We start from the raw sequence: 24,071 nt of genomic DNA, 5'->3' as shown, positions 1-24,071 counted from the left end.
GGGTCATGATGACGGATACGTTCTTCCGATCGCGCTAGCCGCAATCATGGCCATATCGCTGATAGCGGCCATCGCGGCGGCTCAGGTTCAGAAGGCCAACGAGGCCGTGTTCCAGCTTTCACACCACACAGCGACCGAGGCCGAGCTCATTTCGGCAGAGCAGACTGTCCTGTTCTACCTGATGACCGAGCCGATCACCCGCGGGGGCATTGAGATTGGCGGAGAGGGCGACCCACTCGGCCTTCTCAACCGGGGCGGCGCGGGTCCACGGCGTGCTGGCAATGTTCAGCTCATTCGGGTGGATGCAAGGCCCTACCTCGTGGAGGACAGCGGCGGCTTCGTTCGCCTCATTGCAGACCAGACGCTTTTGAATCTGTCGGCAGACGCACCGGGAACTCTGGAGACCGCACTGGAAATTCTGGGCGAAGACCCGGCGCTGACCCAGCGTCTGTTCGCCCAAATCGGAGACTATGAAGACAGCGACGACCTGCGCCGGATCGGCGGCGCCGAAGCTGATGACTATCCGGAGGGCTCGGCGGGGCCGGCCAACCGCCCTCTGCGGGACTCGCTTGAAGTCTGCTCCATCCCGGCATGGCGCGAGCTGTCGCTCTGCGGCGATCGGGGGCGCCTCCTGCTTCTGACCAGCGTGAGACCAAACAGCCGGCTCAACCCTCGGCTCATGACCCCCTTCCTGCGCGAGGCCCTGATTGGTGAACGAGGCTCGCCGTTTTCCGCTTCGATGTCGGGTCTGCCCGGCCGGCCTCGGCCGGGTGAGGAAGAGACCTCCATGCCCAGGCCGGACGAAATCGTGAATTTCGCGATGTACGGCCGCCCGGAGCTCGACCACGCAAGCGATCCATTCGATGTCGTCACTTTGCCCGGGCCGCGCTTTACCGTCGTAGCCCAGTCCGAAGACGGATCGCATGCGCGCGCGACGGTCTACGAATTGACGCCCAGCAGCGTGTTTGCCCCCTTCACGGTTCATAGCAAATACGCTATCGGAGGGTCTTATGCGGGCGAGGTTCTTTTCATAGACGATGCGGAACAGGTTGACACCCTTCCCCGCCCGGCCGGCAACTCAAGTTCTGGCATCGGGCGCGGTCAAACGCGGCGGTAGCGCCGGGTCGAGATTTCTCCTTGGCGAGCGCGCGGTGATCAGCCGTGCGCTCTGTCATTTCGAACGCATGCCTGCCCCTCCCGGGGAGCGGGGTCCCCAGCAGGCTCGCGCGGCAATGCTGGCGGCCAAGGCGCGCTCACCGCTCCTAGATCCGCAATTTTTTCTCGACTGGGGCGAAGACGACATCGGCGTCTGGAGTTGGCCCCGGGGGGCGATTACCGGGCTGTCCGATTTCGAGGGCGAGTGCGTACCGGAAAGTATCTTCCACGCACCCGGCGTGGGTCCCCGTCTGGTCGAGGTTTCCGAGGGCTACGAAGGCGAAGTCTGGGAAGGCGGCCGTTTGCTCGCGACCCGGTGGTGGTCAGACCCGCCTACCGACGCGCAATGGCGCGACTTTCTGCGTGCTTCGCGCCAGGACCCCGATGCCGGATCCCCGGTCCCGCGCGCTGCCCCGATGCGCGCCGACCCGCCCGCTTCGCCGTGGATGGCGCGGCTGGTTTCTCTTCAGGCGCCGCGTCAGCGCGACATCACAGCAGCCGTAATTGCGCTCCTGGCTGCGCCGATCGCCTATTTCGCGCTGCAATGGGCCGCGGTCACCTTCGAACAGGCCCGCCTGGCCGCAAAACTCGAAACGCTCAGCGAAGCAGCCGGGGAGATCACGGCAGCCCAGGGCGAAGCGCGTACAGCGCTGGATGAATTGCGCGACTACGAAGGCGCGCTTGACCGCCAGCACCCGATCGAGCTGCTGGCAGTTCTGACCGGCCTGTTGTCGGATGCCGGCGTGGACCTGCGCGAGTTCGCCATGCGCGGCGACGACCTCTCAGTTGCCCTGTTTGCCGAAGGGGAGTTCGCTCCCGCCGATCTGGTGCGCAGCCTGGAAGCCGATGATCTAATGTACGACGTGTTGGCTGAGCCCGGGCGTTTGCCCGGTGAGTGGCGCATACAAGCACAGGTCGTCCAGCCATGACTTCACTCGCCACCCGCTTCTCCGGCCTTAGCGAAACCCTGCGGCGTCAGGCCACGCCGCGCGCGCTGATAGGTCTCGGCGTGCTGGTGGCCATTGTCATGTTCTTTGCGCTCGATGGGCTTGGCTCCCACACGGCCCGGATCGCCAGCCAGGTCGACCAGATGCAGCGCGAAGTGCGGCTCTACGAGGCTGTTCTCGCGGATCCGGACTGGGTTGACCGGTCGGTAGAGGCCCGTGAGGCGCTGGAAGAGGCGCGTAGCGGCTTTTGGCAGGGTGACACATCCGGGATCATCGCCGCACAGTTGCAAGGCAGCGTGGAAACCGCAGCCCGGACTTCAGGAGTGCTTCAGCCGCGTGTCAGCGTGCTCAGCCCGCCCGCACCGCTCGGCGATGAGGCGGTCCTGTTCGAAATATCCGTATCCGCGCGCGATAATCGTGGGCAGTTCCTTGCCTTCTTCCAGGAGATCGCTCGCGGTCAGGGAACACTTATTCCCGTCGGCTTCAGCTGGAACCGGATAACCGGACAGCTCGAAATCCAGCTTGTCGCGCCTGGCGTCGTCCAGTCCTCTGCCCCCGGGGAGCCCCAGCCATGACGTCAGGAGCTCGCCTGCTCGCGGCGCTCGCCGTCCTGATACTCGCCGGACTGGCCGGGCTGGCATCGGGATTTCAAGGGGCAAATCCAACACCAGTGGCTGGTCTGGGCAGTTGGCAACGAGTCGAGCCGCCCAGCGCCACCAATATCGATCGCTTCGCACGCCAGATTACCTCGAGCGGCCTGTTTCCGCTGGCTGGCCTGCGAGAACCCGATGCCCAAACCGATGGTCAGATCAGCACGGCAGAGGATCTGGCGCGTGCCATAGCATCGCCCGACTTGTCGGCCATGGTTTTGCGAGATGAAGCGTGGACGCTTTTTCTGTACGCTTCTTCCGGGACCGAGGCCGAACGCAAGCGCGTAGGGGATGTGCTGGCGGACGGGTGGCAGATTTCCGAGATAGGACCAACGCACGTTACCCTGCAGCGCGATGGGACAACGCGGCGGCTTGATGCCTTTTCGCGAGTGGAGGACGACGGGGATGATTAAGGCAAGCCGATACGCGGCAGCGGCCATTGCGATACTGGCAACCGGCTGCACGACCCAGTCCGGGCAGGGCACAGGCGCAGAATGGCTTCAGCTTGGCGAGGCGTTGACGCGCCCGGGCACTGCCACGCCCCCGACGGATGACCGGCTGATGGAGGACGAGGCGAGTCCGGAACGCGAAGGCCGGGTTGAGCGCCGGGTCGTGCCTTACATCAACCCAGGTTCCCAAACCCCGCTGCCGGGTGGAGAATCGCCGGAGCTGCCGACGGGCACGGTCAACGTGACGCTGCCGCCCCAGCCCCTGCCGAGCTTCATCAATACGGTCTTCGGGGAAATTCTGGAGCAGCCTTTCTCGATGGGGCCATCGGTCGCCGAGAACCAGGCGCTGATCTCGCTGCGCAGCGTGCGCGAGATGGAGGCGGCCACCTTTCTCAGCCTCGTTGAAGAGGCGCTTAAGGATTACGGCGTTGGCGTCATCTACGAGGATGGCCTCTACCGCCTTGTAGAAGTCAGCGAACTGCGAGCGCGCATGCCTCGCTTCGTCAATGCGCGCGCACGCGCTGAGGTGCCGAGCGGCCTGCGCCCGGTCATTCAATTCGTTCAGCTTACCGCGATCAATGCGGGTGATATGCAGACCATTCTGGAGCAGGCATTCCCCGACCGCTCACAGCTGACGATCCGGTCTACGCCTCTCACCAACTCTCTGGTGATCAGCGGGCTTGCCGACGACGTGAATGCCGCCATGGCGATCGTCGACGAGATGGACGAGCTGCGCCAGGCAGGCCGCCAGGTGATCACCTATTCTCCCACCAGTTGGGAAGCCTCTGAGCTCGCGCAGAGCATCCAGGAAATTCTGACGCTGGAGGGCTTCAGCATCGGCGTTGGTGTTACCGCCCCGCGCGCGCTTACGCTTCTCCCGCTGGACTTCACCAACCAGCTGATGATCTTCGCGCCGGAGCGCAGCCAAGCGACCTATGTCCTGTCCCTGGCCCAGCAGCTCGACAGAGAGGCCTACCGGGGCGAGGCGCAGGCGGCGCATGTCTACGATGTGCAGAACGCCGAGGCCGAGACGCTGGCCCAGATTGTCTCGGCGGTGATCTCTGGTCGCGGCAGCGCGAACGCTGCAGGCGCGGCGGCCGAAGGCGGAGGCGAAGACGGTCAAGCGGCGTCAGGCCCTGCCAATACCGGCGATCTGACGGTCGACCAGGAAGGCAATCGCATCATCTTCTACGGGACATACGAAGAGTACGACGCGATCGAGAGTCTCCTGCGGCGACTTGACACGCCCATTCCCGAGGTGCTGATCGAAGTTACAATCGCCGAGGTCACACTGACTGACGGATCTAGCTACGGCTTGGATCTCGTTTTCGACTCCGAGATCGCACCGGGCTTCGCCGCCACTCTCAATTCGAGCGGCGGATTTTCCGCAGTGGTTAATACCGGCCAAGTCACTATTGACGGTCAGGCCTCCGCGGACAACAACCAGATCAACGTGCTGTCCACACCGCGTGTCGTGACCCGTTCGGGCGCTACTGCCTCCGTCCAAGTTGGCAATGAAGTGCCGATCATCACAACCCAGCGCGCCTCGGACTCTCAGAGCGGCGGAACGACCGACTTCCTGCAGCAAGTCCAGTACCGTTCCACCGGTATTCTCTTAAGCGTCGAGCCGCGGGTTTACAGTGGCAACAGGATCGATCTGACGATCAGCCAAGAGCTTAGTGCGGCCCAGCCTAACGAAAGCTCCGAGATTTCGAGCCCGATCATTTCCAACCGCTCGCTGGTCTCGCAGCTTTCACTTCAGGATGGCCAGACTGCGGTGCTGGGCGGCCTGATCGAGAACCGCTTCACGCGCAACAACACCGGAATCCCTTTTCTGAAGGACGTACCTATCTTGGGTGCGCCGTTCCGCAACGAGGCTCTGACCTCGACCCGGACGATGCTGGTCGTCCTCGTGACGCCGTTCATCCTGGACTCGCGGGACGATCGCCAGCAGGTGGTCGATGCCCTGGTCGGGGCCCTGAACTATAATTTCGGCAACATGCAAGGTCGCGGACGGACTTTGACCCCTCCGAGCGAACCGCTGGAGATTCGGCCGGCAGGCGGAGCGAACTATCTTCAGGATCCTGACTCCTGAGCTTGAGCGGTTCTGCAGCCATCCTCCCGGTAGGCGTGTCGATTCTGGCTGTAGCCGGAAGCACTTACCTTCTCAGCTGGTCGATGGCGCGGGATGGCGCGGGGGGGCTTCTGGCAGCGTTTGGGGCGCTGGCGGCGGGGTTGACGCTCTGGGCCGGTCTGGTTCTGCTGGAGTTCGAGATTCTGGCGGCGACCTGCCTGACAATTGCAGGCCTGGCAGGGCTGGGCGCCAGTCGCAGCGACCTTGCACGCGGGACGATTCCGGACATGGCGAGCCTTTTGATCGGCTTCAGCGGGCTGGTTTTTGGGCTGGCGTCGCCGCTCGGCGCGAAATGGGGATTGATTGACGCCGCGCTGGGCGTTGTCCTCGCTGCGGGCGTGCTCTGGCTGGCCGGCCGGTTCGTGAAGATGCGCCGGGGGCAAGCGGGGCTGGGCGGAGGCGACCTGCCCTTTGCGGCCGCCTGTGCAACATGGACCGGGCTCTCCGCGACAGGTCCGGCCCTGCTGCTTGCTGTCGTGCTGACCGCTGCCTATGGTCTGAGCGGACGCGGACGGACAGCGCGCGGGATCGCCTTTGCCCCCGGCCTGTTCGGGGGATTTCTGGTCATGACGGTTGCGGGATTGATCCGATGAACCGGTTGCTATCGCACCATGAAGGCTTCTCTATCCTAGAAGCGCTTGTCGCTATAGCCGTGCTGGCTGCCACTCTTTTACCGCTCTATCACATGCAATCGACACTCGCGGACGCTGCCTACCGGGCCGAGGGTCTGCGCGCGGCGATCGAGGCAGAATCCAACGCGCTCGCCTACCTCCAGCTCCTCGATCCGCTAGAGGAGCCGGACGGCGAAACCGAGATCGGCGGCTGGACGCTGAGCTGGACCTCGCAGCTTCTGGCCAACGAGGAGAATGCCGACGGGTATATGGGCGGCGGCCTCTATTCGGTCTGGCTCTACGAGGTGGAGGCCACGCTGAGCCGGGGCAGTCGCGAGCGCGAGCTTACCGTTCGGCGTCTGGTCTGGCGGAGAACCGGAAACCCGCTTCCCTTCTAGGCGTGCCGCCGCTTTCGATGAAGCATCGCCCGGCCTCCAGGACGAGCGGGCGCACTCGGCCCGCCGGGGAGGTGAGCGACGCCGGCCCGCCGGGGCAGTAGCCGTTTGCGCGGAAGGAGATCGCCTCGTCGAGTTCGATCGCCCATCCGGCCGGAAGCGCGTCGTTGAGCGTCTGCGAAATCGAGGCCTGGGACAGGTCGGTGGCTTCCAGCACGGCCCGGGTCCGCAACTCGATCAGATGGCTTTGCAGATCGGTCGCGACCGAGTGGGCGCGATAGCGGTCCACCATGTTGCCGACCAGCGGGACGCTGATCGTTGCGGCGACGGCCAGGATGGCCAGCACCACCAGGATTTCGAGAAGCGAATAGCCGCGCTGGCCGCGCATCAGCTGCTGGGCGTCCGTCCGATATCGGCGTCGAGCCCGCTGCCGCCTTCTTCATTGTCGGCGCCGTAGGAATAGACGCGCGCCCGGCCGCTGGAGTTGGCCGGCGCCTCGTAGCGGTAGGTATTGCCCCACGGGTCGGCCGGAACCGCCTCGTCGATATAGGGCCCGGCCCAGCGGCCCTCGACCGCGTCGCTCGGCCGCGTCAGCAGGGCGAGGCCCTCCTCCTCGGTCGGATAGCGCCCGATATCCAGGCGCATCGTGTCGAGCGAGGTTTCGATCATGCGGATCTGCGTCTCGGCAGCCGTCACCCGCGAGCGGTCGAGCTGACCGAACAGGCGCGGCGCCACGAGTGTGGCCAGCACGGCAATGATCGCGACCGCCACCAGGATTTCCATCAGCGAATATCCCGGGCGATGAACGCGCAGCCGGGCGGCAAAACGCTGCAGGGCAAGTTTCAACTGGGTCATGATGTCCAACCGCTTTCACAAGGCCTTTCATTTACCAGCTCAGCGCCGGGAAGAAAACACGCAGGTCCACGCCGGACACCGGCGCGCCGGTCAGAGCGCGACGTCGTAGAGGCTGGTCATCGCCAGGACCAGGCTGACGACGACCAGGCCCACCACCGAGGCGATGAAGAGCACAGCCATCGGTTCGGCCAGGGCCGTCAGGCGCTTGGCCCGGTTGCGCGCTTCTTCCTCGTGCAGGTCGGCCAGAAAGGCGAGCATCTCGTCGAGGCTGGCCGAGGCGCGCCCGGTCCGCACCAGGTTGATCGTCATGGCGTCGAAATCGGTGTGGGCACGCAGGGCGACGTCGATGGCTTCCCCGGCGCGGATGGCCCGGCGGGCCTCGGCCAGGCCCTGGCGGCGGCGCGGCGACTGCAAGGAGCCCTCGGCCAGGATCAGCGCCTCCAGCAGGGGCGCCCCGCCCGACAGGGCGGTGGCGCATGTGCGCGCCCAGCGCGCGATCTCGGCCGAGCGCAGGAAGCTGCCGACCACGGGCAGCCCGTAGAGCGCCCGCCCAACCGCCGCCCGGCTTTTGCGGCTGCGCAGGAGGAAGACGATGCCGCCCACGATCGCGAGCAGGATGACGAGGGTGACGGGCAGATTCTCGCGCATGGTCACGCCGAGCCCGATCACGATGCGCGACAGGGCCGGAAGGGCCGTGCGGTCATCGCCGATCAGCGCGGCAAAGCGCGGCACGATGAACAGGAACATGAACACCACGGCCACGCCGCCCGCGACGGCGAGAAAGGCGGGATAGGCCAGCGCGTTGCGGATTTCCGCCGCGCTTTTCAGCTCGTGCTCCATCTGGGTGGCAATGTCGGACAGCGCCTTGGGCACCTGGCCGGTCGCCTCGCCCAGCTCGATCAGGCGCGGCGCATAATCGGGCAGCACGTCCATATGCGTCTTCATCGCGACCGACAGCCGGCTGCCCGCCCTCAGATCGCGTCGGACCCCGTCGGCCTCCAGGGCAAGGTCCCGGCACGGCTCCTCGGAGGACACGGTCTCGAACGCATCGAGCAGGGGCGCGCCCGCGCGCAGGAGCACGGCGAGCTGGCGGATGAAGCGGTGACGGTCGGCCGGGCGCGCCTTCTTGCGCGCGAATTTCCGGCTGGCCGGCGTCTCCAGCGTCAGGCGGAAGGGCGCGATGGACTGGGATTCCAGCTGGCGCAGCGCATCGGTCTCGTCGGCCGCCGTGATGCGGCCCTCGACGGTCGCCCCTTCGGCGTTCAGCCCGCGATAGACGAAGCCGGCCATGAAGCTAGCCCTCGTGCCTGAAGCAGGCCATGCGCTGGTCGCGCGGATGATTCCACTCGCCGATAATGTCCAGCGACCAGCCCGGCGGACAGGCGGCGCGAAGCGCGGAGGGCTTCACATCGTAGGGGTCTTCACCGGGATGGGTGACGATACCGCCCGGCTCGTGCGGCAGCGGCGCGGACGGGTCCGCGTCCTCGGGACGTTCGAAGAAGGTGATGTAGACCGGCGCGCCAGCCTTGATGTTGGGACGGATCGCCAGGAGGCAATCGGTCAGGCGCGAAATCGGCATGTGGGTAAAGACCGACTGGGCGATGGCGTAATCGAACTTTATTCCGAACACGGACAGATCGAATTCGGCGGTGGCGTGAAGATTGTCCCGGGGCAGTTTTTCGGCCAGGCCCTCGGCGGCGATTTCGCGATCATAGCCGGCTTCGAGAAGCTCGGGCCTGAGATCGATGCCGTAATAATTGCCGGCATCGAGATAGCGGGTCAGCGGCACGCCGGCGCGCAGCGATCCGCATCCGATGTCGATCAGCGTATGGCCGGGCTGAAGCCCCTGCTGTTTGAGGAAGTCGAGCTGGAGCGTGCCCAGCGCCTCCCACAGCCCGCCGATAATGTCGCGATGGCGCCCTTCGGCAACGGCCCCGCGCAACCCGTCGATATCGTCGTAATGGCTATACCAGTTGCTCATGATCTCGCCTCCCCCGTCCTGCTTCATGCGCCGACATTGGCGCGCTCGTGGCCGGCCCCGACCACGCGCATGACCTCGGCGATGGTGGTAAAGCCGCGCGCGGCCTTCACGATCCCATCCTCATACATCGTCATGAAGCCGTCCTGGCGTGCGGCGGCCACCAGATCCTCGGAGGCGGCCGCATTGTTGATTGCGCTGCGCAGGGCCGGCGTGACCCGAGCCACTTCATAGAGCGCGATCCGGCCCGAATAGCCCTGCCCGCCGCAGGCCGGACACCCGACCGCGCGCTTCCATTGCGGCGCGCCCTCCAGCGCGATCGAGCCGACCGTGCGGCGAAGCTGGTCCAGCTCGCGCTCGCCCTGCGCGGTTTCGTCCAGCCCGGCCGGCGCGGCGCAGTGCGTGCACAGACGGCGCACCAGGCGCTGGCCCATCAGGCCGCGCAGCGCAGCCGAGACCAGAAAGCGTTCCACGCCCAGATCGACCAGGCGCTCGATCGCGGCCATGGCCGAATTGGTGTGCAGCGTGGAGAAGACGAGGTGGCCGGTCAGGGCTGCCTGCGCCGCGATAGAGGCGGTCTCCCCGTCGCGGATCTCGCCGATCATGATGACATCGGGGTCCTGGCGCAGGATGGCGCGCAGGCCGCGCGCAAAGGTGTAGCCGATGTCGGAGCGCGCCTGGACCTGGGTCACCGCGTCCATGTCGTATTCGACCGGGTCTTCGATCGTGATGATCTTGCGCTCGCCGTCATTAATCATCTCGATGCCGCGATAGAGCGTGGTCGACTTGCCCGAGCCGGTCGGGCCGGTCACGAGAATGACGCCGTTCGGCTCGGTAATGAGGCGCTGGAAGTTGACCATCGAGGACCCGTCGAGCCCGAGGCCTTCAAGGCTGGGTAATTCCTGCTGCTTTCGCAGCAGGCGCAGGACCAGGCTTTCACCCCAGGCGCCGGGCAGGCTGGACACGCGCAAATCGATGTCCTGGCCGGCAAAGCGCACGGACTGGCGTCCGTCCTGCGGCAGGCGCCGTTCCGCGATGTCCATGCCGGACAGGAGCTTGATCCGGCTTGCGACCGCCTCGAACCGCGCACGCGGCAGGGTCTGGATCAGGCTGAGCACGCCATCGACCCGGAAGCGGATCTGGAAATGGGATTCGAAGGGTTCGACATGCATGTCGGAGGCGCGCTGGCGCAGCGCATCCTCGAACATGGAATTCACGAAATCGATGACCGGGGCTTCCTCGGCCATCTCGCGCAGGCGCGAGGCATCGTCGCCATCGCCGGAGCTGTCGCGCTGTCCGGTCGAGCGGAGCGTCGCGAGCGCGGTGTCAAGCACACGATTGGAGCCGAGCACGATCTCGATTTCCACCGGCGCGGCGCGCACGAGCGTGTCGTGCAGCGCGGAATCCAGCGGCGCGCGCGGCAGGACACGCAGGCGCATGTCTTCCAGCGCCTCGCCCCCCTCAGCCACCTCACCTTCGCGCGGCGAGACCGGACGGCCCTCGGAGTCCACGAACCAGAGGACGATATCGTGGTGGAGCAGCCAGGCGCGCGAGATGGAGAGCCGCGTGGCCGCGTGGACATAGGCGCCGGCATCTTCGGGCAGCGCCGTGCGGTCGATCACGACCAGGTCGAGCTGGCGTGAGAGCGCGTCGAGCAAGGCGGTTTCGGACACGGCGCCGAGCCGCAGCAGGGCCTGACCGAGCAGCGCCCCGATCTCGGCCTGGTAGCGCACGGCGGCATCCAGATCGCGTTCGGTAATCACGCCCTCGCCGAGAAGGATTTCACCGATGCGTCTGGGGTCCATGAGCCTGTCTGCCCTCAAAGTTCAAAAGATGGATGCCAGTCTAAGTCTCTACCCCACACGATAAAGCCTGTCACTCACCGGGCCATGGCAGAGCTTCAGACAAAAAGAAAAGGGCGGCCGAAGCCGCCCTTTCCCCATCCAGATAGGAAACCCGGATTAGTTGTAGTCGGCGCTGAAATCAGACAGCGTACCGGCGCCCGAGAGGAGCATACGGTCGCAGCTGTTATTGCCGGCGTTATTGGCACCGGTCGTCGCGACGACGAAGTTACCCGGTGCAGCAACCGAGAATGTCACGTCAGCGCGGGAGAACGCACCCGAAACGGCCGAGATCATGTCGCTGGTCACGATCAGCTCACCGTTCGGAGCCGCAATGGTCCCAAGGTCATAGGTGCCATCGATGTTGTTAGTCGCGTTGGTCAGCGACGCAAACACGCGGACGGACGCATCGTCAACGTAGCAGCGGAAAATGCTGTCCGTGCCGCCACCGTCACCGACCCAACGGAAGGGAGCACCAGTCGGATCGGACTGGCTTACGCCTTCCAGCGTGATCGTCTGCAGTTCGCCAGATTTGGCCAAGCCGCTGAGATTAACATTGGTACCACCGGTGAACGAGGCGGAAACGGTCGGCTTCTGGAACGAGACCGGCGTACCATCGTTGTCGGCGCGATCGACCAGGGTGATGGTGATCGTATCACCGTTATCAAGGTCAGCCTCTGTCAGGTTCGTGGCCGCGAGCGTTGCGGTCACGGTGTTGGAACCCGAAGCGAAGTTGACGGTGCTGTTGGCACCCGACCCGGAACCGGCGAAGTTGATACCGGTGAAGCCGCTCGTGCTCGGCAAAGTCACGGTGAACGAAGCAGCGGTCAGGATGTCGAATGTCGTGGCACCTGCAGCGGTGTCGAGGGCGAACGTCTCGCTGTCAGCAGCCGTACCAAGAACACCAAAGTCAACCAGACGACCGGTTTCAGTGAACGCGATGGTTCCGAGCGCAAGGTCAGCGCTCATATTGTCGAAGGCGACGCCCGAGGTGTTGGCCGCAAGCGCTTGCGTCACCACCCCATCCTGGTTGATCGCAACCGTAACGCCCGGAAGAAGCCGGACCAGGTCAGCGCGGCTGTCCAGGTCTGCGGGCAGGCCATCATAGGTTTCGGTGAAGAGCTGACCGGATGGGCCAGCAACCGTGAGCGTGAAGTTGCCGGCGCCACGAACTTCAATGTCAGGGCTGAAGCCGATGTCGTTGTTGTTTACGTCACAAGTTGCCGTGTTGCCGTTCGAGACGAAAACTACCGACTTCGAACCTGCCGCACCGCCGGACTGGACATTAAAGTCGCAAGTCGACCCGCTCACGTTATGGAAGTCAGTATCAGCAACTTGAGCATCAAAGACGAGATCACCAGTCAACGTGATGGTGATCGTGGCCTTATCCGCAGCGCCGAGCGCATTGAACAGACCGGTACCGCCGGCGCCAGCGGTAGACGCGTCGAACAAAAACTCAAGCTCGCCAGCCGGCTTCGTCACGGAGAGGTCAATCTCCGACGCGAATACGTTAGCCGCCTGAAAGTCTTCAAGTGCGGCGGTGCCGTCTGCGTCGGCTACGGTCACTTTCTGAGCGTGAGCAGCACCGGCGGTGAGTGCGACAAGCGCCGCGCCGGTAAGAAGATGAGACAATTTCATTGGGTAATCCCCCATTAGGTTTAAGCCATGGCTGTTCAGCGCCATGGGGTTCCTCGATCGATCCAAGTGCCCTGCAGAGGCACCGTCACGCCCCCCTCAGTGAAGAAAGGCGCCGAACGGGCGTCATCTAAGGGCAGTGCCGGGTGTGAAGTCAATAACAATTTCCCCGAAGAGACGTCATTTTAGTCACCCACACCCCGGCCCGAATGCCCTTGTGTTGTTAACGCGCAACGGTCTTGTGGTTAGCACCCCGAATCTTGACGCCCGATGAACACGATCACCGGTGACACAGTTCGGGTGCAGTCCGCGTGCAGGGCGGTGTTTGCAAACTGCCCGCGATGTTTAGCAGCTATCGCCGGCTTTGGTAAGTGAAAACGGGGGCGAGCGGGAGCTTCGCCTCGTTGAAGCCTTGCAGGCGGGCTGCGTTCTGGTCCAGCCGCCGGTCGAGCGCCGCCGCGTCGAGGCCCGCTTCGATGGCAAAGGCGATGTCGGCACCGTTCATCATCGACAGGCGGGCGGCGTAATCGGCCTGGCTCTGAATCGAGAGGTCGACGCCGAAGAGCTGCTTGAAATAGCGCATCTCGGTGCGGGCGCGCTCCTCGACCTCACGTGCGGTGTAGTCGTGGGAGTGGCGCACGGCGGCGCGGTCGACATAGACCTTGCGGTAACCAGCCAGGATCGCGTCCCAGGCATAGGCCTGGTCCTCGCCGTAATCGATGTCACGGAAGCGCAGGCGCTGCCACACCTTGCGCGAGTAGCAGGCATTGTTGTCGGAATTGAAGCGCAACAGGCCAAGCCAGGATTCGTCGCGGGTGCGGAACTTCTTCGGCTTGGTGTCCGCGTCGAGGATGGGCGGCAGGGCGGCCAGCGTGTCGAAATGGGCGTCGAGATCGCGCACGGTGAACGGGTCGGCCCCGGTGTGGGCGAAATGGCGCCCGAAGGCGAGCGCGGCGCCGTCGACCGCGTCGAGCGTGCCGGCGAGATGGTAGAGCCAGTACTCGCTGTCGGGGATCGCATCCTGGGTGAGGAAGGCGACATACTCGCCCTTCCCCGCCGCCATCGCCCGGTTGCGCGTCCCGCCATGGGAGAATTCGCGCTGGTCGATGCCGATGACGCGCACCTCCGGGAAATCCTTGTAGATCTCCACGCTGCCATCGGTCGAGGCGCTGTCGATCACCAGAATCTCGAACGGCCAGGGCGCGCGCTGGGTCTGCAGCGTCTTCAAGAGATCGCGAATCGCCTCGCCCGGATTGTAGGTCGGAATGCAGACGGTCGCGAAGGGCGCCTTCGAATCGCGCGCCGGCTTCACCGAGCCCGGCCGCGCGCTCAACGTGTCGTTGCGCTCCAGCTCGGCGCGCATGAAGTCGGCAAAGCTGGCGGCAATGTCCTCATACGTATGGCCGGTCACCCAGTCGAAGGCGAGGTCAGCGCGTTTCTTGCGCTCCTTCGGGTCGTCGATGACGCGCGCCAGCGTCTTGGCGATCTCCTGCGGGCGCGGCTCGGCGAGGAAGATCGTGCCCTCCTTGAAGGTCGCGCGCGTGCTTTCATTGGAGATGTCGACGACCGGCAGGCGGCAGCCCATCATGCCGATGCTGGCGATGTTGTAATTGGTCGCCGACAGGGCAAGACCGATGTCGCAGGCGCGGTAGAGGTCGGCCAGATCGGCTTCGGCCATCACGCCGTGCAGCTTGACCGGGAAGGGCCAGGGCTTTTCAGGATCCCAGTCCTGGCCGAAGACGTGGACCAGGATGTCGGGCTTGGTCTTGTGCAGCTCGTACAGGCCCATCACGGCCAGCTCGACTGCCCGGCGGCTGGTGAAATGGCGCCCGTAGAAGGCGATGTGGACCGTGTCTTCGCCGGCCATCGGGGAGGCGCGCAGGGCGCGGCGCTTGCGCTCGAAGCCAGGCGCGTCGCTCGCCGGATAGTACATCGCGCCGTCGATCGGGAAGCTGAAGCTCTCCACCCGATTGCCGAACGCCTTCATCTTTGACGCAAGCCACGGGCTGCAGCAGAAGCACGGAATGCCCTGCTTGTAGGTCTCTTCGGCCAGGATGTGCTGCGACCCGGCCGGGAAGAACATCGGCTCGTAATCCTGCACGAAATAGAACTTCGCGCCCGCCTGGGCGTGCTTGAGACCGGCCCAGACGGTGGAATTGTCGGTGAGCACCAGCACGTCCGCTTCGATCGAGCTCATGGGCTCAAGCAGGCGCACCTGGGCCTTCAGCGGCTGGAAATAGCGGATGATGTCATTGCGGGCATCTTCCGCGTCGGGGCGCCGGGACGGATAATTGATCCAGATCGTGTTGCGGTGGCCGAGAAATTCGAGCCAGTTGATCGTCTTGAAGATCGACATGTGCCCGCCGGCGCCCGGCGTGAAATCTGGAATGATCCAGTGAATGTCGAGACAGGAGGGGTCGTAACCGTCGCGATAGAAATGGGCGGTCCGCGTCAGCCCCAGGGCATCGTCCGATGTCAGAGCCTCAAGCTGGGCATTGTCGAAGAACTCCGCCGGAGTGGAGAACTGCTTGCCGGTCTGCGCCACGCCCGTCGCCGAGGCCACCGGCATCGCCTTGCGCAACTCCTTGCGGCCACTGGCCAGGAAGTGGGCGAGCGGTTCCAGCTCCCGCTGCGCAGCCACATCGGGATAGGCCCTAAGATAAGCCAATGAATTGAACCGGGGCGAGGGTGACAGCCCCGCCTTCCACCCCTGCGAGGCATAGTGGGCCAGCGCAAACTCGTCTTTGCCCAGACCCGCCAAGGCGCGGTAATAGTCCGCATCGAAATAGGCGTTCGGATGGCGCCCTTCTTTCCAGCCCCTCGCCAGATAGTGCGCAACCGGATCCTCGCCTGCCGCCGCAATCTCCGGATAGGTCTTCTTATACCAGGATTTGTCGATATAGAGCGAAAGCGGGTGGCCCTTGATCGGATGCCCGTCGGCGGCGTGGGCGACCGCCGCGGCCGCGGGTCCCGCCGGAATATCGAACTCGATCTGGCGCGGCGTGCCGAGCACCGGATCGACACCATCGGCGAGCGTCACAACAACTTCGTGCGGCGCACCGTCGAGCAGCGTATCCGGCAACGCACATTCAAAGGCCCGCGCCCCGATTTTCTGGGCGACAAGGTCGGCGCGCGGCAGGTTGGACTGGACCGTCGAGATAAATTCGTCATCCACGAAAATGTCGAGGCGAACGGCGCGCCCGCCACGCTGGGCCCAGCCGTGAAGCTTTCCGTCCACGACGCGGTCGACCGACCCGGCGACACCGGAACTATCCGTCTCCGGCGCGCGTGTCGCGGATTTGGGCTCACCCTCGCTCATCAGATACCCTCGCCTTTCGCGCTTCTGCCACTGGTCCTGCGTCGTAGCCTGCCGCTGGCGGTCAGGCAAAGTATTCCGCGCCTCCTCCAGGCTTGCCGGTGGAGCAGCGCGCCGCTGTACTGGATCTACTGCGCCGCCTCGCCTGTTTGCTCCAGCGTCGCCCGGGTGCGCTGGAGCGCATCCTGCAATTCCGAAACCGGTCCCTGAAGCGCGATCTGGCCGTGGGACAGGATCAGGAATCGCGTGCAGGTCCGCTCTATGAGCTCCGCGCTGTGCGAGGCGAAGACCATGACACGCGATTGCTCCAGCAGCTCGAACAGACGCGTCTCGGCCTTTTGCATGAAGTCCTGGTCGCCGGTCGAGATCCACTCGTCCATCAACAGGATATCCGGCTGGAAACTGGTGGCCACCGCGAATGCAAGCCGGCTCGCCATCCCGGAAGAATAGGTCTTCACGGGCAGTTCCAGATACGGGCCCAACCCGCTGAAGGTGGCGATCTCGTCGATCTTCGAGCGAATGTGCGCCGGGTCCAGCCCGCGCGAATAACCCAGCAGGAAGATATTCTCCCGGCCATTGGCCTCGATATCCATGCCCAGCCCGATGTCGAACATGGTCGCGACATCGCCATCGACCTCGACGCTGCCTTGCGTCGGCGGGTAAACCCCGGCCAGCGCGCGAAGCAGGGTCGTCTTGCCGGCACCGTTATGGCCCATCACGCCCAGGCGCTCCCCCGGACGCAGGTCCAGATCAAGCTGCGTCAGGGCGCGGACGCGCAGCGGTCCGTGGCGCATGGACAGGAGGCGGCCGCCAATCTCGGTAGAGAGCAGGGACTGCTTGAAACTGCGGCTTTCGGCCGAATAGATGGGCAGTTCCACCGTGAGGTTTCGGACCCGCACGACAGCGTCTGACGAGGCGTCCGCGGTCTTGGAGTCAGGCGAAATCATATCCAGAACACCACTTTGCGCTGATGGCGGATGAGGGCGAAGATGGCAACCGCCCACCCGATTACGGCAAGTGCGCTGCACACCACGATGCTGATCCCGGCCGGCGCCTCACCCATAAGCGGGGCGCGCACGATTTCCAGGAAGTGCGCAAAAGGATTGTAGAGAACATAGGCCGAGCGGAAACCCGAGACCGCGCTCGGCACCCAGAAGATGGGCGTGACGAACAGGAAGAAGCCCATCAGCTGGGAGATAAGCTGACCCAGATCGCGATAGCGCGCTGACATCAGCGCGACCAGGATCGAGAGCCAGGCAAGATTGACCAGCAAGAGGGGGAAGGTGAACAGCAAAGGCAAGGGATCGGGCGTCGTGCCGAATATCACCGCGACCACGACGAAGACGAACATGTTGTGTCCGAACACGATCAGATTGCGGACGACGATCCGCAACGGAAAGATGATCGGCGGCACCGAGGATTGACGCAGGATCGAGCCGGCTTGCGGAAACGCGTTCGTGGCATCCACCACGGTGCTGGAGATCAGGAACCAGAACAGGAGACCGGCCGCCAGGAAGGGAAAATAACCGTCCTGCGAGATATTCATCAGGCCCGAATAGAGAAACCCGATGCCGGCAATGGTGAGTGCCAGATGGCCTACCGTCCAGAACGGACCGATCACCGACCCGCGATAGCGCTGCTTGATGTCCTGCCAGGCCAGAAAGGTCCAGAAACGCCACCGGCGCATGCCGTCGGCAATGGTTTGAAGACCGGTCATCGCACCGTCCCGCATAATTCCGCCCCCGCGGCGTCGCGCAGCCCGCGACGACTCTCTACGGGGCTCACTGTCTTGAGGCAAGAAATCGATACACGGTTGAACTTGCTCATGCCCGCTCCTCGCGAAGGCGAAAATCCTCGTGCGTCCGGGACAGGTGGATGGAGTAGAAAGCGTCCGGCTTCGTGTTCGTCTGCCAGCGCTTCATCATGTACTCGGCTTCGGTCTGGAAGCGGGCGCGCTTCTCCGGGGAGTCTTCCTGCCCGCGGCTGACCGATTCATGGTGATAGAGCTCGGCAAAGGGCGTGAAGAGATTGCTGTAGCCGGCTTCACGGACGCGGAGGCAGAAATCGACATCGTTGAACGCGACACGAAGATCGGTCTCGTTCAGTCCCCCGACCTCTTCGAAGACCGCGCGTCGCACCAGCAGGCAGGCGGCCGTCACGGCCGAGACTTCGTGAGTGACGGTCATGCGGCCGAAATAGCCGAACGTGTCGCGCGGAAGATATTTGTGCGAATGCCCGGCAACGTCGCCAATGCCCAGGACTACCCCGCCATGCTGGATGCGCTCGTCGGGGAAGTAGAGCTTCGCACCGACACACCCCACCGTCGGGCGCGCGGCCAGGCTGGCCATTTCCGACAGCCAGTCATCGTGGATGATCTCGATATCGTTGTTGACCAGCCCCAGGATCGAGCCCGTCGCCTCACGCGCCGCGAAGTTGTTGATCGCCGAATAATTGAACGGCCGGTCGTAGCGTAGCAAGCGCACGCGGTCGTCCTGTTCCAGTTCCTTGAACAGACGCAGCGCCTTGGGATCGCTCGACTGGTTATCGACCAGAAGGATCTCGTAGTCGGGATAGTCGGTCTTCTCCAGGATCGATCCTACCGAAAGCTGGACGAGATCGGCCCGGTCCCGCGTCGGGATGATCAGGCTGACCCGCGGAGCCGGCGCCGGCAGATCAAAGCGAACCCGGTAATAGGGCGACTGCCCCGCCTGACCGATCGTGCCCTGATCGCCGCGCCGGTCGAGATGCTCCAGCAGTGCGCGGCGGCCCGCCTCGAACGTATAGGACTTCTCGCCCGCCCCTGCCGCGGCGCTGCCCGGGATGGAGCGCCAGTGGTAGAGGATCTTGGGCAGGTGAACGATGTTCCGGCCCTCGACATGGTCGACGATGCGCAGGTTGAGATCATAGTCCTGGCTGCCGTCGAAGGCGCTGCGCCAGCCACCCACGGCGCGGATATTGTCCGCGCGATGGACAGTCAGGTGGTTGAAGTAATTCTGGCTGAGCAGCAGGTGGTAGGAAAAATCGGGCTTGAAGAACGGGTCGTAGCGCCGCCCCTGGATGTCGATCTTGTCCTCATCGCTGTAGATCAGCTCGGCACCCGGCGAGCGTCCGATGGCAAGAACAATTTCGGCCAGAGCCTGGGGGCGAAGCACGTCGTCGTGATCGAGCAGTGCAATCCACTCGCCATCGGCCAGCTCGAACGCGCTCTGCGTCGCGGCCGATATGCCCCCGTTTTGCTCGCGGAAAACCACCTGGATGCGAGAATCTCGCTGCTGCCAAAGCTCAAGCCGGCGGCGCAGCGCGGCATCCCCCGAGGCATCCTCGGCAATGCAGAGCTGCCAGTTGGTATAGAACTGGGAGCGGACGGACTCGATCGCCTGGTCCAATAGATCGATCGGGGTCTTGTAGGCGGGCATCACGATCGAGATCAGCGGCAGCTCGCCGAGCCGGCCGATCGCCTCGCCATACTCCTTGCGTGTGGGATGAACGTCGAACCGCTCGATCCAACGCTCGTATTCTGCGCCGGTCTTATGAAGCGACAGGACCGGCTCTGTACTCGCCGGCATCGAAACGGGCAGCGCGAAATGTCGCTCCATCGTCTGACCCGCTCGCAGCGCTCTCCAGAGCCGCCTCGCCTGTCGTTGCTCGCGCGTGGCGCGTAAGACGCGGGGCCGCAGGAGATCGAGTCCCGGATTATGGCAGGGTTCGAGCCGGACCATGCCAAGCGCACCGCTCACCCCGGACAGGTCGCACGGATCGAAGCGCACGCTTTCGACCTCATCGACGAGGTGGACATAACCGCAGTAATGCCCCCCACCTGCCGGAAACAGGGTAGCGCTCTCTTCTTCCGTCCAGGCCCCCGCACGCGGCAAATAAACCCTGGGCGAGACCGGCCGGTCAGACTCCATGCTGACGCTGATCCGCCACCAGCCCGGCTGGAGCGGCCGCGGCAGCGCGAAATAGGCATGGGGATCGTGGTTGAGGGTGCGGAAGGCGCCATTGGGGTCGAACGTCATGCCGTGAGCGGCAATGTCGTTCTCGGACGCGGCGACAAGATCGGAGCGCCCTTCCGCGCGGCCGGGGCGTGCGTGAAAGGCGCAGACTGATCGCCCGTCGCAGCCAAGAGCTGCCGGCTGAACGCTGATGGAGAGATCACGCGCGAAAAACGCGCCGATATGGGGCCTGACGAACAGCGTGCGGGTGCCACGCGGCAGGACGAGGCGCAGGCCCTCGCCGAAAACCGCCGGATTGACGCCGAAGCGCAGCGAAGGCGCGTCTTGCCGGCCAAAATCGAATTCGACCACGGGAACCAGCTCGCGGTCGTGGCCGGGCGCGCAGATCGACAGATGTACTTCTACATCGCCGAGCCGGGCCTGCCGCGCCAGCTCGCCCGGCAACTCGACCCGGATCGGCACATGCCCTCGATACCAGATGCCATCGGCACGGCGCACAAGAGCGTCGCGTCGCATCATCACAAATCCCCGATCCGCTTCAGGGCAAGCTGAGCAGGTTCGGTCGCGATATCCGGCGAAGCGGAATGGATGCGGTAATGGCGCAGCGGCGTCGCATACTCGGACGTGTCCACCGCGTAATTCTGAACATACCAGCCGGCATCGAATGCCGGGTTGGGTTTATGGCCGAGCGGCGCGCCGCGCAGGATGTAGTGAGCCAGCGGATCGCGGCGCATCGCGGCAACCTCGGGATAGGCAGCCGAATACCAGAGCGGATCAAAATCGGGATTGGGCCGGCGTCCTTCGGCAGAGCCATAGCGCAGATAATGGTCGATCGCGGTCTCGACCGTGCAATGCCCGGCCAGGTCGCCATTGGCGGCAAGATACCATTCCGCCTCGAACAACCCGCTGGCGGTAATGACAGCGCGGTCCTCGTCGATCAGACCCTGCTCGGCCTTGATGCTTTCCTTGTAGGCCGTGTACCGGCCGCGAAGCAGCGCAATCACCTTGCGCAACTGGTTGTGGACCCGACCGGCCAGAGACGGGAAGCGGCGCCCGAAACGGCGAAACAGCCCGCCGACGCGCCAGACAAGCGTCTTGTCCCTCGCGCGCAGGGCGGTCGCGTACTCGGTCGCGCGCCGCTCGGCTTCGTCGCGTTCGGCCATCAGCAATTCGATCACTGCGGCACTGTCGCGATAGCGCGCCTCAAGCCGGTTATACCGCTCGCGCATCAGCTCCACGGAGCGCTGCTCGGCGTGGCCGGTGCTACCCGACTTCGTGTCGCTCGTCCTTAAGGCCTTGCGTTCGCTCAGCGTTGTCATATGCCGACCCTTCAAACCCCCGGGAAATTGCATGAAGCACGCGCGCCGCGCCTAGACAACCCGTCTTGCACCCATCTTGCGACGCTTTCCATCGCGTCCGATCACCACGCCGCGCTCCGTGATCAGACGCGGGCGCCATGCCATCATGCGCGCAAGCACACCGGTTGGCGTGGTGCGCTGTCTCTGCTCGATGCGCCTGTCCTGCCAGACCGGACCGAGGCCCGTCCACGCCGCCTTGTAGGCCGCGATCAGGTCGCGGCGATAATCCGGCGTCGGCGTGCGTAGAAGCATGCGCAGATTGACCGCGATGTGCGCGGGCAACATCAGCCAGAACAGCCAGCCCGGCGTGTTCTTCACAAAGGTCCAGATTCGGTTGCGGTGCCCGTGGAAGACCGTGAAGGTGGAGTGGCGACCGGTCGTCCCCGATCCGGCGTGGCGCAGGATTGCATCAGGCACCTGCACCAGACTCCAGCCGCGTGACCGCAGGCGGTAGGCGAGGTCCAGATCCTCGCAATAGCAGAAGAAGCGTTCGTCAAAACCGCCAATGGCCTGGAAGGCCTCTGTCGCGTACAGCGCGCCGGCCGCGCAGACTGCGAAGGACTCCCCCTCCCCGGGCGCATCGGTGACCGGCCGGCCTTCCAGCGCCCTCCAGCCCAGCCCCGCGGCGTGCCAGACATCGCCTACGCCGTCGAGGATGTCCGGGTCGTCCAGCTTGACCTGCGTCGAGCCGAAGCCGGCGACGCCATCCCAGCGCACCGTGGCGCCCATCAACGCGGACAGCCAGTCCGGATCGGGCTCGGTGTCCGGGTTGAGGGTCGCAATCCAGGGCGTTCCAGCTGCCATCGCGACCCGGTTATTGCCTGCGGCAAAGCCCAGATTCTCGCCCGCGCGGTCAATCCGGAACCGCGCATCGGGCAGGCGCAGCGTCTCGACCGCCTCGTCGGACGAGCTGTTGTCCACGATGACCGCGTCAAACCGGGTAAAGTCCTGGCGCGCAAGCGCGTCCACACATGGCTGCAGGAAGCGACCGGCATTGTAGGCCACGATGATGACCGTGACGGCCGGGTCGGTGCCCTCGCCGTCAGACTGCAGGATCTGGCTCATCGCCGGGCGAATTCACAGACGGCCAGACGGCCGCCGGCTTCGTCCAGAATGGCGTACGCGACGATCGTCTCGCCCTCCGCACTCCGGGTATGGCCGAGCCAGCCCGAGCGACTGTCGGTGACAACGGGCTCGGCGGCCATCACATCGGGCCGGTCGATGAGCCGCTGACCGTAGCCGCGAACCTCGCCGCTCCCAGAGACAAGCAGGATTTCGTTGACCGGCCTCTGGGGCTGCGTGGCAAACACCCAGCCGGTCGCGCGCACTCCTTCTCCCTCCTGGCCGGCGCCGACCGTGCGGCGCTCGTCGATGACGCCAAGGCATTGCGACGGGTCGACCCGGTCCGCGATCGAATCCAGCGTCTGCCCGATCCAGTCATCGCGACCGCTGGCAAACACCGAATTACCGGCCTCGCGCAGCACCGCAGCCTGCTCCATCACCTTCTGTGGCGAAGGATAGATCCCGGCCAGGATCTCGTCGTCCCGAACACCGGTCAGCACTGCCGACTCGGCCCGCTCCAGCCGATCACCCTGTGCCCGGGCAAGGTCGGTCCAGCCTCCACGATGAGTCAACGCCAGAATGACGACGATGAAAAAGGTCAGCGTCAGCACGCTTTGAGCGGTCGTGCGCCATATCGCGCGGGGCAATTGCCTGGAGAGCGACCAGTACAGGGCGCCGAGCGACGCCCAGAACAGGAAGACGGGCGTAGCGTAGCGCGACGACAGGGCCTGCTCGGCGCCCAGCTCCCAGCGTCCGGCGCCGGTCATCACCGCCACGACGACGACCAGACCGCAAATGGCCAGCAGAACGAACCGCGCTCGCGGTCCGTTGCGCACCAGCACGATCAGGCCGGCAAGCAGCGCCAGCGACAAACCGGCCAGCCCCGTCAGCGCGGCAGCGCGCACCTCCGTCTCGAGTACGGGCAGCAGCGCGGTAACCGGGCCCGAGGACGCGAGATGGCGCAGCGGTCCGCCCAGGAAGACAAAGGCGTAGTAAAGGATGTTGAGCGGTGCCGAGAGCGTGGCCACGGGCTCGGATCCGGCCGAGCTGAGAATCCCGCCCTGGAAGTAGGCAACCCAGATCAGAATCCCGGTGGCGGCATAGATCACGATCCGGCGGACCGGAGCCCGCATCAGCACAAGAAAGACCGCGCAGGCCGGCAGCACCAGAATCCCGGCGGACAGGCAGAGCGCGGCGGCGATCCCGCACGCCACGGCCCCGGCATCGCGCCAGAGCGTCGCTTTGCCCAAGAGGGCAAGAATGAAGGTGATCGTGGCCAGCAGATAGACCAGCACGAACTGAACCTGGAAGCCCCAGTAGAAATTCTCGATCTGCGCACCGGAAAAAAGCAGCGCGACGACCAGCGCCCCGATCAGCGCCAATGCGGGACCGCGGACCCCGGCGCGGCGCGCGACCCAGACCAGGGCAGCCGCATGAAGGGCCTGGATCAGCTGGATGGCCGCCAGAAGAAACAGGTTCCGGCCTCCGAAAACACTGGAATCGATCGCAAAGAACAAGCGTGGAATGGCAATGCGGTGTTCGTTGTGCGCACTGAACAGATGAGCCAGATACTGGCTTGTCACCACCTCTTCCCACTGATCCCAGAATGGCAGCGGAGAGTAGGCTGACAGCACCGCACGCCAGGTCAGGATCAGCGTGAGTGCCGCGAGCGCGGCCAGAAGCACACCTGCAAAACGAAGAAGATAGCGATCATTCATGGCAAACCCTGATC

20 protein-coding genes are annotated in these 24,071 nt (G+C 64.7%); 7 read left to right on the top strand and 13 right to left on the bottom strand.

All coding sequences use genetic code 11. From position 1 onward, the window contains the following. Positions 1 to 46: 46 nt before the first annotated feature. The 7 genes from PGP17_RS04660 to PGP17_RS04630 all read left to right on the top strand — a co-directional run bounded on the left by PGP17_RS04660 (position 47) and on the right by PGP17_RS04630 (position 6,344). A complete protein-coding gene (locus tag PGP17_RS04660; RefSeq protein ID WP_135945223.1) occupies positions 47 to 1,117 on the top strand; it encodes a hypothetical protein in 1,071 nt (356 codons plus the stop codon). Positions 1,118 to 1,184: 67 nt separating this feature from the next. Further along, on the top strand, positions 1,185 to 2,084 hold the full coding sequence (locus PGP17_RS04655) for a hypothetical protein (protein ID WP_270374424.1): 900 nt from the start codon (positions 1,185 to 1,187) through the stop codon (positions 2,082 to 2,084). Continuing rightward, complete coding sequence (locus tag PGP17_RS04650; protein WP_135945225.1) at positions 2,081 to 2,677, top strand: hypothetical protein; 597 nt, start codon at positions 2,081 to 2,083, stop codon at positions 2,675 to 2,677. Before PGP17_RS04655 ends, PGP17_RS04650 begins: the two co-directional genes overlap by 4 nt. Next, the gene (locus PGP17_RS04645; RefSeq protein WP_135945226.1) at positions 2,674 to 3,165 is read left to right on the top strand and encodes a SctD/MshK family protein; all 492 of its coding nucleotides are present in this window, start codon (positions 2,674 to 2,676) and stop codon (positions 3,163 to 3,165) included. Before PGP17_RS04650 ends, PGP17_RS04645 begins: the two co-directional genes overlap by 4 nt. A 148-nt stretch (positions 3,166 to 3,313) precedes the next feature. Next, complete coding sequence (locus tag PGP17_RS04640; protein ID WP_270374423.1) at positions 3,314 to 5,296, top strand: secretin N-terminal domain-containing protein; 1,983 nt, start codon at positions 3,314 to 3,316, stop codon at positions 5,294 to 5,296. Positions 5,297 to 5,298: 2 nt separating this feature from the next. Then, positions 5,299 to 5,928, top strand: coding sequence for a prepilin peptidase (locus PGP17_RS04635; protein WP_270374422.1), 630 nt, complete (start codon positions 5,299 to 5,301; stop codon positions 5,926 to 5,928). A gap of 92 nt (positions 5,929 to 6,020) precedes the next feature. After that, positions 6,021 to 6,344 carry a hypothetical protein gene (locus PGP17_RS04630; RefSeq protein ID WP_270374421.1) on the top strand — a complete coding sequence of 108 codons (324 nt, stop codon included), beginning with the start codon at positions 6,021 to 6,023 and terminating at the stop codon, positions 6,342 to 6,344. On the opposite strand, the gene PGP17_RS04625 is transcribed toward PGP17_RS04630, so the two are convergent. The 13 genes from PGP17_RS04625 to PGP17_RS04565 all read right to left on the bottom strand — a co-directional run bounded on the left by PGP17_RS04625 (position 6,292) and on the right by PGP17_RS04565 (position 24,057). Continuing rightward, positions 6,292 to 6,729, bottom strand: coding sequence for a pilus assembly FimT family protein (locus PGP17_RS04625; protein WP_270374420.1), 438 nt, complete (start codon positions 6,727 to 6,729; stop codon positions 6,292 to 6,294). The genes PGP17_RS04630 and PGP17_RS04625 overlap by 53 nt on opposite strands. Further along, positions 6,729 to 7,196 (bottom strand): type II secretion system major pseudopilin GspG, encoded by a 468-nt coding sequence (gene gspG, locus PGP17_RS04620; protein ID WP_135945231.1) that lies wholly within the window; start codon positions 7,194 to 7,196, stop codon positions 6,729 to 6,731. The genes PGP17_RS04625 and gspG overlap by 1 nt, the downstream gene beginning before the upstream one ends. Before the next feature lie 90 nt (positions 7,197 to 7,286). Continuing rightward, positions 7,287 to 8,486 carry a type II secretion system F family protein gene (locus PGP17_RS04615; protein WP_135945233.1) on the bottom strand — a complete coding sequence of 400 codons (1,200 nt, stop codon included), beginning with the start codon at positions 8,484 to 8,486 and terminating at the stop codon, positions 7,287 to 7,289. Between the two features lie 4 nt (positions 8,487 to 8,490). Then, positions 8,491 to 9,177, bottom strand: a complete 687-nt coding sequence (locus PGP17_RS04610; protein WP_270374419.1) for a class I SAM-dependent methyltransferase — start codon at positions 9,175 to 9,177, stop codon at positions 8,491 to 8,493. 23 nt (positions 9,178 to 9,200) lie between these two features. Beyond that, the gene (locus PGP17_RS04605) at positions 9,201 to 10,979 is read right to left on the bottom strand and encodes a GspE/PulE family protein (RefSeq protein ID WP_270374418.1); all 1,779 of its coding nucleotides are present in this window, start codon (positions 10,977 to 10,979) and stop codon (positions 9,201 to 9,203) included. Between the two features lie 156 nt (positions 10,980 to 11,135). Beyond that, positions 11,136 to 12,698: a hypothetical protein gene (locus tag PGP17_RS04600; protein WP_270374417.1), complete on the bottom strand. Its 1,563-nt coding sequence runs from the start codon at positions 12,696 to 12,698 to the stop codon at positions 11,136 to 11,138. 304 nt (positions 12,699 to 13,002) lie between these two features. Continuing rightward, positions 13,003 to 15,969, bottom strand: a complete 2,967-nt coding sequence (locus tag PGP17_RS04595) for a rhamnosyltransferase WsaF family glycosyltransferase (protein ID WP_270374416.1) — start codon at positions 15,967 to 15,969, stop codon at positions 13,003 to 13,005. A 125-nt stretch (positions 15,970 to 16,094) separates the two neighbouring features. After that, positions 16,095 to 16,913 carry an ABC transporter ATP-binding protein gene (locus tag PGP17_RS04590; protein WP_270374415.1) on the bottom strand — a complete coding sequence of 273 codons (819 nt, stop codon included), beginning with the start codon at positions 16,911 to 16,913 and terminating at the stop codon, positions 16,095 to 16,097. Further along, the gene (locus PGP17_RS04585; protein WP_270374414.1) at positions 16,910 to 17,683 is read right to left on the bottom strand and encodes an ABC transporter permease; all 774 of its coding nucleotides are present in this window, start codon (positions 17,681 to 17,683) and stop codon (positions 16,910 to 16,912) included. Before PGP17_RS04585 ends, PGP17_RS04590 begins: the two co-directional genes overlap by 4 nt. A gap of 106 nt (positions 17,684 to 17,789) precedes the next feature. Beyond that, complete coding sequence (locus PGP17_RS04580) at positions 17,790 to 20,438, bottom strand: glycosyltransferase family 2 protein (RefSeq protein WP_270374413.1); 2,649 nt, start codon at positions 20,436 to 20,438, stop codon at positions 17,790 to 17,792. Beyond that, the gene (locus tag PGP17_RS04575; protein WP_135945241.1) at positions 20,438 to 21,238 is read right to left on the bottom strand and encodes a hypothetical protein; all 801 of its coding nucleotides are present in this window, start codon (positions 21,236 to 21,238) and stop codon (positions 20,438 to 20,440) included. The genes PGP17_RS04580 and PGP17_RS04575 overlap by 1 nt, the downstream gene beginning before the upstream one ends. Before the next feature lie 51 nt (positions 21,239 to 21,289). Then, entirely contained in the window at positions 21,290 to 22,342 is a 1,053-nt protein-coding gene (locus tag PGP17_RS04570) for a glycosyltransferase family 2 protein (RefSeq protein WP_270374412.1), read from the bottom strand. Beyond that, complete coding sequence (locus PGP17_RS04565) at positions 22,339 to 24,057, bottom strand: hypothetical protein (protein ID WP_270374411.1); 1,719 nt, start codon at positions 24,055 to 24,057, stop codon at positions 22,339 to 22,341. The genes PGP17_RS04570 and PGP17_RS04565 overlap by 4 nt, the downstream gene beginning before the upstream one ends. Positions 24,058 to 24,071 lie beyond the last annotated feature (14 nt).

The organism is Marinicauda sp. Alg238-R41 (genome assembly GCF_947331485.1).
Lineage (GTDB): Bacteria > Pseudomonadota > Alphaproteobacteria > Caulobacterales > Maricaulaceae > Marinicauda > Marinicauda pacifica.
Note: the sequence above shows the minus strand (reverse complement) of the source record. Positions and strands in the feature narration are given on the sequence as shown.